A 14019-nucleotide genomic window follows, 5' to 3' on the forward strand; every position below is an offset into this window, starting at 1 on the left:
GTCAGAGCGGCTCCACGCCCGCGGGGAGGTCGTCGGTCGCGGTGGCGTCGTGGACGTACTCCATCAGGATGCGGCGCAGCTCGCGGCCGGCGTGGGTGGGCACCACGTCGCGACGGCGGGCCACCGCGATCGTGCGGCGGACGCCCGGCGGGGCGAGCCGGGTGACCCGGATGCCGGGCCGGCGGGCCACCACGATGCCGGGGACCAGGGCGATCCCGAGCCCCGCCTCGACGAAGCTCAGCACGGCGTCCATCTCCCCGCCGTCGACCGAGAGGGTCGGCTCGAAGCCGGCCTCCCGGCACGCCTGGAGGGTGGCGTCGCGCAGGTCGTAGCCCTCCCGGAACATGACCAGCGGCTGGCCGCGCAGGTCGGTGATGCGCAGGTGGCCGCCGGGCGGCACGGTCGGCACCGGGTCCACCGAGGCCACCACCAGGCTCTCGGTGAGGATCGGGTCGGCCCGCAGGCCCGGGTCGGCACCCTGCGCCGGCATGATGATCAAGGCCAGGTCAAGGTCGCCCCGCAGCAGGTCGCGCACCAGATCCTGCGAACCGCCCTCCTCCACCCGCAGGTCCACGGTGGGGTAGGCGTCGCGGAAGCGGCGCAGCACCGGCGGGGCGAGCGAGGTGGCCAGGCTGGGGGTGGCACCGAGGCGGACCCGCCCGCGCCGCAGGCCCACCAGCTCCTGCACCTCCCGGGTCGCGGTGTCCACGTCGGCGAGGATCCGCTTGGCCAACGGCAGCAGCACCTCCCCCGCCGCGGTGAGCCCGATCTTGCCCCTTACCCGTTCGAACAGCGGCGCCCCCAGGTCGGCCTCCAGAGCGTGAATTTGCTTACTCAGTGAGGGCTGCGTTATGCCGACCTGGTCGGCCGCCTGGGTGAAATGTCGTAGTTCTGCGACCGCCACGAAGTACCGGAGCTGATGGAGCTGCATCTACATAGCCTATGGCTATCAAGACTGCGAGGTCGATGCATTGGACGACTGATCAAATCACTCCTAGCGTCGGGCTTGTGGTAGTCACGAGAACTCGGTCGCCCATCCGCTCCAGCGTCGGCCTCAAGGCCGTCATGGCGGTGACGGGCATCATCCTGGTGCTGTTCCTCGTCGCGCACATGCTCGGCAACCTCAAGGTCTTCACGGGCGCGTCGTCGTTCGACCACTACGCCCACTGGCTGCGCGAGATCGGCGCCCCGCTGCTGCCCGGCGTCTGGTTCCTGTGGATCATGCGGATGGCGCTGCTGGTGTCGGTGGTCGCCCACATCTGGGCCGCCACCACGCTCGCGCTGCGCGCCCGGGCCGCCCGCCCGGTCCAGTACGCGCACCGCAAGAAGATCCAGGGCAGCTACGCCGCCCGCACGATGCGCTGGGGTGGTGTGATCATCCTGCTCTTCGTGATCTACCACATCCTGGACCTGACCACCGGCACGCTGAACCCGGTCGGCGACCCGAGCCGCCCGTACGCCAACGTGGTCGCCGACTTCGCGCCCGCGCGCTGGTACGTCACGCTCTTCTACACCCTGGCCGTCGTCGCGGTCGGCTTCCACCTGCGGCACGGCGTCTTCAGCGCGCTGCGCAGCCTCGGCCAGCAGACCCCGCGGGGCGAGCGCCGGGCGAAGAACGTCGCCCTGGCCGTCGCCGTCGTCCTGTGCGCCGGCTACCTCGTGGTCCCGTTCGCCGTACTCACCGGATTGGTGTCCTGACCATGGATCTCTACACCGAAGGCGACCCGGTCGCCGACACCAGGGCTCCCGACGGCCCCATCGAGACCCGCTGGGAACGCCGCCGCTTCGAAGCGAAGCTGGTCAACCCGGCCAACCGCCGGAAGATGACGGTGATCGTGGTCGGCACCGGCCTGGCCGGCGGCTCGGCCGCGGCGACCCTGGCCGAGCAGGGTTACCAGGTCAAGTCGTACTGCTACCAGGACAGCCCGCGCCGGGCGCACTCGATCGCCGCGCAGGGCGGCATCAACGCCGCGAAGAACTACCGCAACGACGGCGACTCGGTGCACCGGCTCTTCTACGACACCGTCAAGGGCGGCGACTTCCGCTCCCGCGAGTCGAACGTGCACCGGCTGGCCGAGGTCTCGGTCAACATCATCGACCAGTGCGTGGCGCAGGGCGTGCCGTTCGCCCGCGAGTACGGCGGCCTGCTGGACACCCGCTCGTTCGGTGGCGCCCAGGTGCAGCGCACCTTCTACGCCCGGGGCCAGACGGGCCAGCAGCTGCTGCTCGGGGCGTACCAGGCCCTGGAGCGGCAGATCGGCCTCGGCAACGTGGAGATGAACGCCCGGCACGAGATGCTGGAGCTGATCATCGTCGACGGCAAGGCCCGGGGCATCGTCGTCCGGGACCTGGTCACCGGCGAGATCACCACGGAGTTCGCCGACGCTGTCGTGCTCGCCTCCGGCGGGTACGGCAATGTCTTCTACCTCTCCACCAACGCCAAGGGCTGCAACGTCACCGCGACCTGGCGGGCGCACCGCAAGGGCGCGTACTTCGCCAACCCCTGCTACACGCAGATCCACCCGACCTGTATCCCGGTCTCGGGCGACCACCAGTCGAAGCTGACCCTGATGAGCGAGTCGCTGCGCAACGACGGCCGGGTGTGGGTGCCGAAGGCCAAGGGCGACGACCGCGACCCGCGGGACATCCCCGAGGACGAGCGGGACTACTACCTGGAGCGGATCTACCCCTCCTTCGGCAACCTGGTGCCGCGGGACATCGCCTCCCGGGCCGCGAAGAACGTCTGCGACGAGGGCCGCGGTGTCGGCCCGGGCGGGCTCGGCGTCTACCTGGACTTCGCCGACGCGATCAAGCGGCTCGGCCGCAAGGCCATCGAGGCGAAGTACGGCAACCTCTTCGAGATGTACGAGCGGATCACCGGCGAGGACCCGTACGAGGTCCCGATGCGCATCTACCCCGCCGTGCACTACACGATGGGTGGCCTGTGGGTCGACTACGACCTCCAGTCGACCATCCCCGGCCTGTTCGTGATCGGCGAGGCGAACTTCTCCGACCACGGCGCGAACCGGCTGGGCGCCTCCGCGCTCATGCAGGGCCTCGCCGACGGCTACTTCGTGCTGCCGAACACCATCGCCAACTACCTGGCGGCCGGCCCGTTCGACAAGGTCGACGGCAGCCACCCGGCGGCGGTCCAGGCGCGGCGCGACGTCGAGGACCGCATCCAGCGGCTGCTGGCAGTCAACGGCGACCGCACGGTCGACTCGTTCCACCGCGAGCTGGGCCAGATCATGTGGGAGCACTGCGGCATGGAGCGCTCCGAGGCCGGGCTGCGCAAGGCGATCGACGAGATCCGGGCACTGCGCGAGGAGTTCTGGCAGCGGGTGCGGATCATCGGCGACGGCGACGGGCTCAACCAGTCGCTGGAGAAGGCCGGCCGGGTGGCCGACTTCTTCGAACTGGCCGAACTGATGTGCATCGACGCCCTGCACCGCGAGGAGTCCTGCGGCGGCCACTTCCGCGCCGAGCACCAGACCCCGGACGGCGAGGCGCAGCGCGACGACGAGCGGTTCGCGTACGTGGCGGCCTGGGAGTACGGCGCCGAGCAGCCCGTGCTGCACAAGGAAGACCTGAAGTTCGAATACGTCCACCCCACGCAGCGGAGCTACAAGTGAACCTGACCCTGCGCATCTGGCGCCAGAAGGGCCCTGAGGACAAGGGTCGGATGGTGACCTACCAGGTCGACGACGTGTCTCCGGACATGTCGTTCCTGGAGATGCTCGACGTGCTGAACGAGCGGCTGATCCTCGCCGGCGAGGAGCCGGTGGCGTTCGACCACGACTGCCGCGAGGGTATCTGCGGCATGTGCGGCCTGATGATCAACGGCAACGCGCACGGGCCGCAGCGCGGCACCACCGCCTGCCAGCTGCACATGCGGCAGTTCAAGGACGGCGACACGATCGACATCGAACCGTGGCGGGCCCGGGCCTTCCCGGTCATCAAGGACCTGGTGGTCAACCGCAACGCGTTCGACAAGATCATCGCTGCGGGTGGCTTCATCACCGCCCCGACCGGCAGCGCGCCGGAGGCACACTCCGTGCCGGTCGCCAAGGCCAACGCCGACGCCGCCTTCGAGTCGGCCGCCTGCATCGGCTGCGGCGCCTGCGTGGCGGCCTGCCCGAACGGCTCCGGCATGCTCTTCACCGCCGCCAAGGTCACCCAGCTCTCGCTGCTGCCGCAGGGCCAGCCGGAGCGCTACACCCGGGTGATCGGCATGGTGGACGCGCACGACGAGGCGGGCTTCGGCGGCTGCACCAACGCCGGTGAGTGCACGGTGGTCTGCCCGAAGGGCATCCCGCTGAACACCATCGGCCGGCTCAACCGCGACTACCTCGCGGCCACCGCCAAGCGGAGCGACAACACCCCCGGCTCCTGACCGGGCCGGGGCCCGCCCGCCCGCCCCGGACCACATCACCTCCTTCACGGAAAGAGTGGCTATCCGACGTCGGATAGCCACTCTTTCCGTGTAGGTGCGCGCCGACTGTGCGCCGGCGCGGGCGGCGGGCGGGTCGGTTCAAGTGGGCGCACGCGGGTAGCACCTTCGGGAGGACGCCGAGAGGGGATTCCGGGACATGAAGGCGCTGACCTGGCAGGGCAAGCGGGACGTACGGGTCGCGGAGGTGCCCGCCCCCCGGATCGAGGAGCCGACCGACGCGGTCATCCGGATCACCTCCACCGCGATCTGCGGCTCGGACCTGCACCTCTACGAGGTCCTCGGGCCGTACCTGAAGCCGGGCGACGTGCTCGGCCACGAACCGATGGGCATCGTCGAGGAAATCGGCCCCGCCGTGACCCGGCTCAAGCCCGGTGACCGGGTGGTGGTGCCGTTCACCATCTCCTGCGGCTCGTGCTGGATGTGCGACCGCCAGCTCTACGCACAGTGCGAGACCACCCAGGTGACCGCCGAGGGCAAGGGCGCGGCGCTGTTCGGCTACACGAAGCTCTACGGCTCGGTGCCGGGTGGGCAGGCGGAGTACCTGCGCGTGCCGCACGCCCAGTTCGGCCCGATCAAGGTCCCGGAGACCGGGCCCGACGAGCGCTGGCTCTACCTCTCCGACATCCTCCCCACCGCCTGGCAGGCGGTGAAGTACGCGGACACGCCGCCCGGCGGCACCCTCGCCGTCTTCGGGCTCGGCCCGGTGGGCCAGTTCTGCGCGCGGGTCGGCCGGCACCTCGGCGCCGGCCGGGTGATCGGCCTGGACCTGGTGCCGGAGCGCCTCGAGATGGCCCGCCGGCACGGCGTCGAGGTGCTCGACGTCAGCGAACTCGACGACGTGCCGGGCGCGCTGATCGACCTGGTCGACGGCCGGGGACCGGACGCGGTGATCGACGCGGTCGGCATGGAGGCGCACGGCGCGCCCGCCGGCAAGCTCGCCCAGGCCGCCGCCGGCCTGCTGCCCGACAAGCTGGCCCAGACCATGACCGACAAGGTGGGCGTGGACCGGCTGGTCGTCCTCAAGGCCGCGCTCAAGGCCGTCCGGCGCGGCGGCACGATCTCGATCTCCGGGGTGTACGGCGGCGAGGTCAACCCGCTCCCGTTGATGGAGATGTTCGACCGGGGCGTCCAGCTGCGGATGGGGCAGTGCCACGTCCGCCGGTGGACCGACGAGATCATCCCCCTGCTCTCCGGCGACGACGACCCGCTGGGCGTCGAGGACCTGCGGACCCACCGGCTGCCGCTGGCGGACGCGCCGCGGGCGTACGAGATGTTCCAGAAGAAGGAGGACGGCTGCGTCAAGGTCGTGCTCGCGCCGTGAGCGGCGCGCTGCGCCGGCGCCTGGGGTCGGGAAAGGATCCCTTCCTGACGCCTCAGCTGGAGCACCGGCCCCCTCTTACCACGTCGGGCTACCGTGTACGTCGGGACTCGGCGGAGGGACGGCGATGGCGGCACCAGCGAAGCGCGGGGATCGGGGCACGCCCGTCGGGCGGCGGGTGCGCGGAGCCGTCGGGTTGGCGGCACTGGCCGGCCTCGCCTGGGCGGTGCGGGACGTCCCGCTGGCGCTCGGCGGCCGGCTGACCGGCGCCCGCGCCGAGCGGGCCGCCTGCTCGCCGCAGTACCGCGCCGGCGCCTTCCGCAACCCGGCGAGCAGCCGGTCGATGGCCGGCGCGCCGGATCGCAACCTGATCCGCGAGCTGATCTTCGGCAAGCAGAAGCGCCACCCGACCGCCGCCGTGCCGCTGCTGCGGCCCGCCGACCCGCCTGCGGGCGACGCGGTGCGGGAGCTGAACGTCATCTGGTACGGGCACGCGTCCGCGCTGATCGAGATCGAGGGGCGGCGGGTGCTGGTCGACCCGGTGTGGAGCGACCGCTGCTCCCCGTCCACGCTGGTCGGGCCGAAGCGGCTGCACCAGCCCCCGGTACGCCTCGACGAGCTGCCCCCGGTCGACGCGATCCTGATCTCCCACGACCACTACGACCACCTCGACCTCGCCACGGTGCGGGAGCTGACCGCCCGCCAGGACGCGCCGTTCGTGGTGCCGCTCGGCGTGGGCGCCCACCTCGAGCGGTGGGGCGTGCCGGCGCACCGGATCGTCGAGCTGGACTGGTCGGAAAGCCACCAGGTCGGGGCCCTGACGATGACCGCCGCCCCCGCCCAGCACTTCTCCGGCCGAGGCCTGCGCCGCGACGGCACGCTCTGGAGCTCGTGGGTGATCGCCGGCGCGCACCGGAGCGTCTTCTACACCGGCGACTCCGGCTACTTCGACGGGTACGCGGCGATCGGTGCCGCGTACGGGCCGTTCGACGTGACGCTCATGCAGATCGGCGCGTACGACCGGGCCTGGCCGAGCATCCACATGTTCCCGGAGGAGGCGGTCACCGCTCACCTGGACCTGCAGGGCGGTCTGCTGATCCCGGTGCACTGGGCGACGTTCAACCTCGCCCTGCACGACTGGTCCGAGCCGGTGGACCGGCTCTGGGCGGAGGCGAAGGCCCGGGACGTGCGGCTGGCGGTTCCCCGCCCGGGCGAGCGGGTGGTGGTGGACGACCCGCCGCCGGTGGACGGCTGGTGGCAGGCGGTCGCCTGACGCTCAGAGGACGAAGGCGTCGGTCCAGAGGGCGCCCGAGCGGCCGGAGAGCGAGTCCAGCATGGCCACCGCCTGGCCGTCGGTGAGCTGCGCGACGAAGTCGATGATCGCCCGGCCCCGCGCCTTGCCGAGCCGGTCCGGCGTCCGCGGGTGCAGCTCCGCCTCGGCCAGCTCGACGAGGTCGTGCAGGCGGCGCGGCAGCCGCGACTCCTCCTCCGGATCGAGCAGCCAGTCCAGCAGGGCCTCGACCAGCGTGCCGAGCAGCCGCGCCTGGCCGCGCTGGTGCAGTGCCAGGTCGGGCCGGGCCAGCACGAACCGGTGGTGCACGAACTTGAGCACCTGCACCTCGTGCCACTGCACCGGGGCGAGCAGCACGTGGCCCGAGCGCACCGAGGGCGCCTCCACCACCCGGATCGCGTCGACCAGGCGCGTCGTCCAGCGGGCGGAGAAGCGGGCCACGTACTGCTCGGCCTCGATCGACCCGTCGAACGGCACCGCCAGCAGCCCGTCCACCAGCTCCTCGCGGACGTGCTCGACCGCGGCGGCGAACGCGTCGTCGTCGGCGACCCAGGCGTCCTTGCGGTGCAGCTGGCGGCGCAGCCGCTCGATCGCCGAGCCGGGCCGGCGGGCGGCGGTGGTCAGGGCCTGTCCGGTGATCGCCCGCAGGCTCCCGCTCTCCCGCTGCCAGGCGGTCAGCTCGGCGGCGACCGCACCCTGCTGGAGCACCCCGACCCGGTAGAAGTCCTCCACGTCGTGGATCGCGTACGCGATGTCGTCGGCCGTGTCCATCACCGACGCCTCGACGGTCTGCTGCCAGTCGGCGATCCGCCCGGCGAACGGCTCCCGCGCCTGGCGCAGGTCGTCGACCTCGGTGCGGTACGCCCCGAACTTCGTCGACCCGCTGGCCGGGTCGTCGGGCGGCGGAGCGGCGCCGCGCGGCGCCGGCTCGAGCAGCCGCGGGTGCGGGTCCGGGTGGTCCAGTCGGGTCCACGGGTACTTCAGCATCGCCGCGCGGACCGCCGCGGTCAGGTCCAGGCCGGTGGTCGCGGCGCCGCGGATCTCGGTGGAAGTGACGATCCGGTACGACTGGGCGTTGCCCTCGAACCCGTCGGCGAGCCCGAGGCGCTGGCGGGCCAGCCGGTCCAGCACCCGCTCCCCCAGGTGCCCGAAGGGCGGATGGCCGAGGTCGTGGGCGAGCGCGGCGGCCTCCACGACGTCCGGGTCGCAGCCGCCCAGCTTCTCCAGCAGGTCCCGGTGCCGGTCGTCGGCGGTGAGCCGTTCGGCGATGGCCCGGGACACCTGCGCCACCTTGAGGCTGTGGGTGAGCCGGTTGTGCACCAGCAGGCCCGAGCCGCCGGGGCTGACCACCTGGGTCACCCCGTTCAGGCGGGCGAAGAAGGGCGAGGCGACGATGCGGTCCCGGTCGGCCCGGAACGGACTGGCCGCCAGGTCGCCCAGCGCCCGCGCGCTGCCCCCGAAGAGGCGGCGCGCCCGGGGTTCCGCAGGTGGTTCCATGATCGCCACGGTAGCCCGGCAGAATGCACGGCGGAAACTACTCGTGAAGGCGGATCGAGATCGTGACCCTCTCTGTTCATCAGCGGATCGCCGACGAGCTCGGCGTCGCCGAGCGCCAGGTACGCGCGGCCGTGGAGCTGCTCGACGGCGGCGCGACCGTGCCGTTCATCGCCCGCTACCGCAAGGAGGCCACCGGCCTGCTCGACGACACGCAGCTGCGCACCCTGGAGGAGCGGCTGCGGTACCTGCGCGAGCTGGACGAGCGGCGCGCCGCGGTGCTGGAGTCGATCCGCGGCCAGGGCAAGCTCGACGAGGCCCTGGAAGCGCAGATCATGGCGGCGGACTCGAAGTCCCGCCTGGAGGACATCTACCTGCCGTACAAGCCGAAGCGGCGGACCCGGGCGCAGATCGCCCGCGAGGCGGGCCTGGAGCCGCTCGCCGACACGCTGCTCGGCGACCCGACGCGCGACCCCCGCGAGACGGCCGCCGGGTTCGTCGACGCGGACAAGGGGGTGGCCGACGCCGCCGCCGCGCTGGACGGCGCACGCGCCATCCTCATCGAGCGGTTCGCCGAGGACGCCGACCTCATCGGCACGCTGCGCGAGCAGATGTGGTCGCGGGGCCGGCTCGTGTCCCGGGTACGCGAGGGCCAGGAGACCGCCGGCGCCAAGTTCGCCGACTACTTCGACTTCGCCGAGCCGTACCCCAAGCTGCCCTCGCACCGGATCCTCGCCATGTTCCGGGGCGAGAAGGAGGGTGTGCTCGACCTGACCATGGACCCGGAGCCGGAGGGCGACTCCGACGCGGTGGTCAGCGGCCCGACCCGGTACGAGGCGGCCATCGCCGGCCGCTTCGGGGTCAGCGACCAGGGGCGTCCGGCCGACAAGTGGCTGGCCGACACGGTGCGCTGGGCCTGGCGTACCCGGATCCTCATCCACCTCGGCGCGGACCTGCGCATGCGGCTGTGGCAGGCGGCAGAGGAGGAGGCCGTCCGGGTCTTCGCCACCAACCTGCGCGACCTGCTGCTCGCCGCGCCGGCCGGCGCCCGCCCGACCATGGGTCTGGACCCGGGCCTGCGGACCGGCGTGAAGGTCGCCGTCGTCGACGCCACCGGCAAGGTGGTCGCCACCGACACCATCTACCCGCACGAGCCGCGCCGGCAGTGGGACGCCTCCATCGAGACCCTGGCGAGGCTGGCCGCCGCGCACCGGGTGGAGCTCGTGGCGATCGGCAACGGCACCGCGAGCCGGGAGACCGACAAGCTCGCCGGTGACCTGATGAAGCGCCACCCGCAGCTCAACCTCACCAAGATCGTCGTCTCCGAGGCCGGCGCGTCGGTCTACTCGGCGTCCGCGTACGCGGCGCAGGAGCTGCCGGGGCTGGACGTGTCGCTGCGCGGCGCGGTCTCCATCGCCCGCCGCCTCCAGGATCCCCTGGCCGAGCTGGTGAAGATCGACCCGCGGTCGATCGGGGTCGGGCAGTACCAGCACGACTTGTCCGAGGTGAAGCTGTCCCGGTCGCTCGACGCGGTGGTCGAGGACTGCGTCAACGCGGTGGGCGTCGACGTGAACACCGCCTCCGCGCCGCTGCTGACCCGGGTCTCCGGCATCGGCGCCGGCCTGGCGGAGAACATCGTGCTGCACCGGGACGCCAACGGGCCGTTCCGCACCCGGGCCGACCTGAAAAAGGTGGCCCGACTCGGGCCGAAGGCGTTCGAGCAGTGCGCCGGCTTCCTGCGGATCCCCGGGGGCGACGACCCGCTCGACTCGTCGAGCGTGCACCCCGAGGCCTACCCGGTGGTGCGGCGGATCCTCGCCGCCACCGGGCAGGACCTGCGGTCGATCATCGGGAAGAGCGCGATCCTGCGCGGGCTGCGGGCCACCGACTTCGTCGACGACACGTTCGGCCTGCCGACCGTCACCGACATCCTCGGCGAGCTGGAGAAGCCCGGCCGCGACCCGCGGCCGGAGTTCCGCACCGCCACGTTCGTTGAGGGCGTGGAGACGATTGGCGACCTCCGGCCCGGCATGGTCCTGGAGGGCGTGGTCACCAACGTGGCCGCGTTCGGGGCGTTCGTCGACGTCGGGGTGCACCAGGACGGGCTGGTGCACGTCTCGGCGATGTCCCGCACCTTCGTCAAGGACCCGCGCGAGGTGGTCAAGTCCGGCGACGTGGTGAAGGTGAAGGTTCTCGGCGTCGACGTACCACGCAAGAGGATCTCCCTCACGCTACGACTGGAGGACGACGCCGACGCGGCCGGCGGTGGCGCCGACGGCGGGCGCCGCGAGCGGGGTGGCCCGCGCGGCGAGCGGGGTGGCCCGCGCGGCGACCGTGCGGGGCGCGGTAGCCAGGGCGGGCAGGGCGGACGCGGCGGGCAGCCACGGCAGGGCCCGAGTGGTGCCACGCCACCGGCCAACAACGCGATGGCCGACGCACTGCGCCGGGCCGGCCTGGCGTGAGGGATCGCGCAGCAACAAGGACCACCTGAGGAGAGGCCAGTGCCGGGTCCCGTCGCCGACAACAGGGCGACGGGACCCGGCAGAGGAACTCCTACAGGCGCTCGACTACCGCGCCGGAGCAGCGGTTGCGAGTGTCGAAGACGTAGCGCGCGTGTCTGGCCACCATGTCGTAATCAAAGACGTCGTGGTCGGTGACCACGACCACCGCGTCCGCCGCTCGAACCTCCGGCTCGGTCAGCTTCACCACCAGCACCCCGCCGGGAATGTGGTGCGGTTCGGCGTACGGCTCGACGGCGCGAACGTCCGCGCCGAGGTCGCGCAGCCGCTCCGCCACGTCGACGGCGGGTGAATCGCGCATGTCGCCGGTGTTCTTCTTGTACGCCAGGCCGAGCAGGAGCAACCGGGCTCCGCTGACCGCGCGGCCGGTCCGGTTGAGTCCGGCCATGATCCGTTGCGTCACGTGCTCGGGCATCTCGTGGTTGACGTCGTTGGCCAGGTCGATGAAGCGGAACTGTCTGCCGAGGCGCCGCTTGACCTGCCAGGACAGGTAGCAGGGGTCGATCGGCAGGCAGTGCCCCCCGACACCGGGGCCGGGCCGGAACGGCATGAACCCAAAGGGCTTCGTCTCTGCGGCCTCGATAGCTTGCCAAACGTCGATATCGAGATGGTGGGAGAGCATCGCCAACTCGTTGATCAAGGCGATGTTCACCTGCCGGAAGGTGTTCTCGATCAGCTTCGTCAGCTCGGCCACCTGGGTAGAGCCGACCGGAACGGTGCGGGTGACGAGCCTTCGATAGAACGCGTCCACCCGGGACAGGGACGCCGCGTCGATGCCGGAGACCACCTTGGGGGTGTTCTCCAACCGCCAGGTCCGGTTGCCCGGGTCGATCCGCTCCGGGCTGTAGCCAAGATGGAAGTCGTCGGGACTGCGCAATCCGCTCGCAGACTCCAGCAGCGGGCGGAGCAACTCTTCCGTGGTTCCCGGATAGGTGGTTGACTCCAGCACCACCACACAGCCGGGCCGTAGGTACGGCGCGATCCCTGTGCCGGCCTGTTCCACATAGCTCAGGTCAGGGGTTCCGTCACGAAGCGGGGTCGGAACCGTTATCACGCACACGTCGAAGCCCTCGGCGTCGGCGTACTCCGTGCTCGGGTGGTACCGGCCGCTGCCAAGCGCCCGCCCGAGCCGATCTGCGGGGATGTCCTCCACAAACGACTCGCCAGAGGCGAGCCGCTTGACGCGGTCGGAGTCGACGTCCAGGCCGATCACCTTGAAACCCGCCTCGACGGCCCGTACGGCCAACGGCAGACCGACGTATCCCTGGCCGATCACGACCAACTTCTCAGCGCTCACCCGGGGCTCCTGCATAGATGGAGAAACGGCCTCTTCTGGAGGTTAAAGGCATATCTGATACGCAGAGTCCGTTTTGCAGATATCGGGTCTGGTGGCGGCGGGCAGGTCGACCCCAATCTGGTGCAGCGCGTGAGGCCGCTTGTCATCGGTCTCTAACTCACGACGCGGCCCAGGAACGACGCCAAGCGACGCACGAGGCGGCCAAGCAGGTGAGTCCCGCGCAGCGGCAGGCCGGGCGCAGCGGCAGGCCGCGCCGAGCGGGGGCTCGGGGCGTACCGTCGCGGTCGTGGGTGAGGACGACGGCATGGACTGGCGGGAACGGCAGCGGCGGGCGGTGCGGGTGCACGCGGCGGCCGACGAGCGCCGCCGCGCGGCCGAGCAGGCCGAGGCCGCGGACCTGATCGCCTGGTTCGTCGCAGAGGCCGACCGGCGCGGGCTACGGCCGGAGCGACTCACCGCCCGGTCGTACGACGGTCGTGGCCACTACCGCACCCGGCTGCGTGGCTGGTACGTCGACCGGGCCCGGACCCGGGCGGTCGACGTCGACGGACGGTTCCACCTGCTGACCGTGCCGGGCGGCCTGCGCGCCCGGTTGTTCGGGGCGGACCCGCAGCCCAGCCCGCCGCCGCTGGTCATCGGCGCGGGCGGCCGGGACGGTGAGTCGATCCCGCTGCGCACCCTGCTCGCCCGCCGGCTGGCCGACGGCGACGCCGGGGACTGACCCCGAGCGGCCGCCGCCGGGTCGGCCGCCACCCGGCCAGCAGGTCGACGACTGCCGACGACTGGTCCGGCGCGGGGAGAGGAGGCCAGCCTGCGGGCACGGCTGCTGGGGTGCGATCGCGCGGCTGCCAAGGCACCGCTCGTGATCGGCGAAGGCGCACGTGACGGGGAGTCGCTGCCGCTGCATGACCTGCTCCGCCAGCATGAGCGATGGCGCGCAGGCGAACCGCAGCGGCCACCTCAGGTCGGCAGCAACGGAATCTCGTCCTCCCGGAAGCTGGCCCTCGCGGTCGAGGCCGCACTCGCCCGATCCCCGCTGCCAAGGAACTCGCATCCGGTGGCGACGCCCGGCGCCGAGATGCCCTGCCGGGAGAGCACCACCTTGACCGTGGCGGCCAGGATCCGCAGATCCAGCAGGAAGGAGCGACTGTCGACGTACTCGACGTCGAGTTCGAACTTCTTCTCCCAGGTCAGGCTGTTCCGGCCGCGAACCTGCGCCAGCCCGGTAAGTCCCGGACGGACCTCGTGACGACGGGCTTGCGCCGGGGTGTACCGGTCCAAGTAACGAACGAGCAGCGGACGCGGACCGATCAGGCTCATCTCACCGCGAAGCACGTTCCACAGCTCGGGCAGTTCGTCGAGGCTGCTCGCCCGGAGCCACCTACCGACCTTCGTCAGCCGGTCGGCGTCGGCGACCAACCCCCGGGTCGGATCAACATGGCGCATGGTGCGGAACTTGACCATTTGGAACAGCTCACCGTTCCGCCCGGGACGCGCGTGCCGGAACAGGACCGGCCGACCGAGCGTCGCCAGGATCACGCCCGCGACGACGAGCATCAACGGCGCGGTGAGAATGAGGAGAAGCAGGGCGCCCAACACATCCAGCACACGCTTGACCCGGTCGTACGGACGTGGGCCCGGGCCGGG

General features: G+C 71.7%; 10 protein-coding genes and 1 pseudogene. 7 read left to right on the top strand and 4 right to left on the bottom strand.

All coding sequences use genetic code 11. The features are described from left to right. Nucleotide 1 precedes the first annotated feature (1 nt). On the bottom strand, nucleotides 2–931 hold the full coding sequence (locus tag ACTMS0_RS16735) for a LysR family transcriptional regulator (RefSeq protein ID WP_441156117.1): 930 nt from the start codon (nucleotides 929–931) through the stop codon (nucleotides 2–4). Nucleotides 932–966: 35 nt separating this feature from the next. On the opposite strand from ACTMS0_RS16735, the gene ACTMS0_RS16740 reads away from it, so the two are divergent. The 5 genes from ACTMS0_RS16740 to ACTMS0_RS16760 all read left to right on the top strand — a co-directional run bounded on the left by ACTMS0_RS16740 (nucleotide 967) and on the right by ACTMS0_RS16760 (nucleotide 7044). Next, nucleotides 967–1698 carry a succinate dehydrogenase cytochrome b subunit gene (locus tag ACTMS0_RS16740; protein WP_441156118.1) on the top strand — a complete coding sequence of 244 codons (732 nt, stop codon included), beginning with the start codon at nucleotides 967–969 and terminating at the stop codon, nucleotides 1696–1698. Nucleotides 1699–1700: 2 nt separating this feature from the next. Beyond that, the gene (locus ACTMS0_RS16745) at nucleotides 1701–3632 is read left to right on the top strand and encodes a fumarate reductase/succinate dehydrogenase flavoprotein subunit (RefSeq protein ID WP_441156119.1); all 1932 of its coding nucleotides are present in this window, start codon (nucleotides 1701–1703) and stop codon (nucleotides 3630–3632) included. Further along, a complete protein-coding gene (locus tag ACTMS0_RS16750) occupies nucleotides 3629–4393 on the top strand; it encodes a succinate dehydrogenase/fumarate reductase iron-sulfur subunit (RefSeq protein ID WP_441156120.1) in 765 nt (254 codons plus the stop codon). The genes ACTMS0_RS16745 and ACTMS0_RS16750 overlap by 4 nt, the downstream gene beginning before the upstream one ends. Nucleotides 4394–4589: 196 nt before the next feature. Further along, nucleotides 4590–5774 (top strand): zinc-dependent alcohol dehydrogenase, encoded by a 1185-nt coding sequence (locus ACTMS0_RS16755; RefSeq protein ID WP_441156121.1) that lies wholly within the window; start codon nucleotides 4590–4592, stop codon nucleotides 5772–5774. A 124-nt stretch (nucleotides 5775–5898) separates the two neighbouring features. Beyond that, nucleotides 5899–7044: an MBL fold metallo-hydrolase gene (locus tag ACTMS0_RS16760; RefSeq protein ID WP_441156122.1), complete on the top strand. Its 1146-nt coding sequence runs from the start codon at nucleotides 5899–5901 to the stop codon at nucleotides 7042–7044. A gap of 3 nt (nucleotides 7045–7047) precedes the next feature. On the opposite strand, the gene ACTMS0_RS16765 is transcribed toward ACTMS0_RS16760, so the two are convergent. Beyond that, nucleotides 7048–8559 carry a deoxyguanosinetriphosphate triphosphohydrolase family protein gene (locus ACTMS0_RS16765; protein WP_441156123.1) on the bottom strand — a complete coding sequence of 504 codons (1512 nt, stop codon included), beginning with the start codon at nucleotides 8557–8559 and terminating at the stop codon, nucleotides 7048–7050. On the opposite strand from ACTMS0_RS16765, the pseudogene ACTMS0_RS16770 reads away from it, so the two are divergent. After that, nucleotides 8558–11018 (top strand): annotated as a pseudogene (locus ACTMS0_RS16770) (Tex family protein). The gene ACTMS0_RS16765 and the pseudogene ACTMS0_RS16770 overlap by 2 nt on opposite strands. Nucleotides 11019–11109: 91 nt before the next feature. Here ACTMS0_RS16770 and ACTMS0_RS16775 read toward each other — a convergent pair. After that, the gene (locus ACTMS0_RS16775) at nucleotides 11110–12387 is read right to left on the bottom strand and encodes a nucleotide sugar dehydrogenase (protein WP_441156124.1); all 1278 of its coding nucleotides are present in this window, start codon (nucleotides 12385–12387) and stop codon (nucleotides 11110–11112) included. 289 nt (nucleotides 12388–12676) lie between these two features. Here ACTMS0_RS16775 and ACTMS0_RS16780 point away from each other — a divergent pair, with 289 nt between their 5' ends. Next, on the top strand, nucleotides 12677–13093 hold the full coding sequence (locus ACTMS0_RS16780) for a hypothetical protein (protein ID WP_441156216.1): 417 nt from the start codon (nucleotides 12677–12679) through the stop codon (nucleotides 13091–13093). 239 nt (nucleotides 13094–13332) lie between these two features. Here ACTMS0_RS16780 and ACTMS0_RS16785 read toward each other — a convergent pair whose 3' ends face one another. Then, nucleotides 13333–13980, bottom strand: a complete 648-nt coding sequence (locus ACTMS0_RS16785; RefSeq protein ID WP_441156125.1) for a sugar transferase — start codon at nucleotides 13978–13980, stop codon at nucleotides 13333–13335. Nucleotides 13981–14019 lie beyond the last annotated feature (39 nt).

Origin of the sequence: Micromonospora sp. H33 (assembly GCF_052068455.1) — a bacterium.
In the GTDB taxonomy this organism is placed as follows: Bacteria; Actinomycetota; Actinomycetes; order Mycobacteriales; family Micromonosporaceae; genus Micromonospora.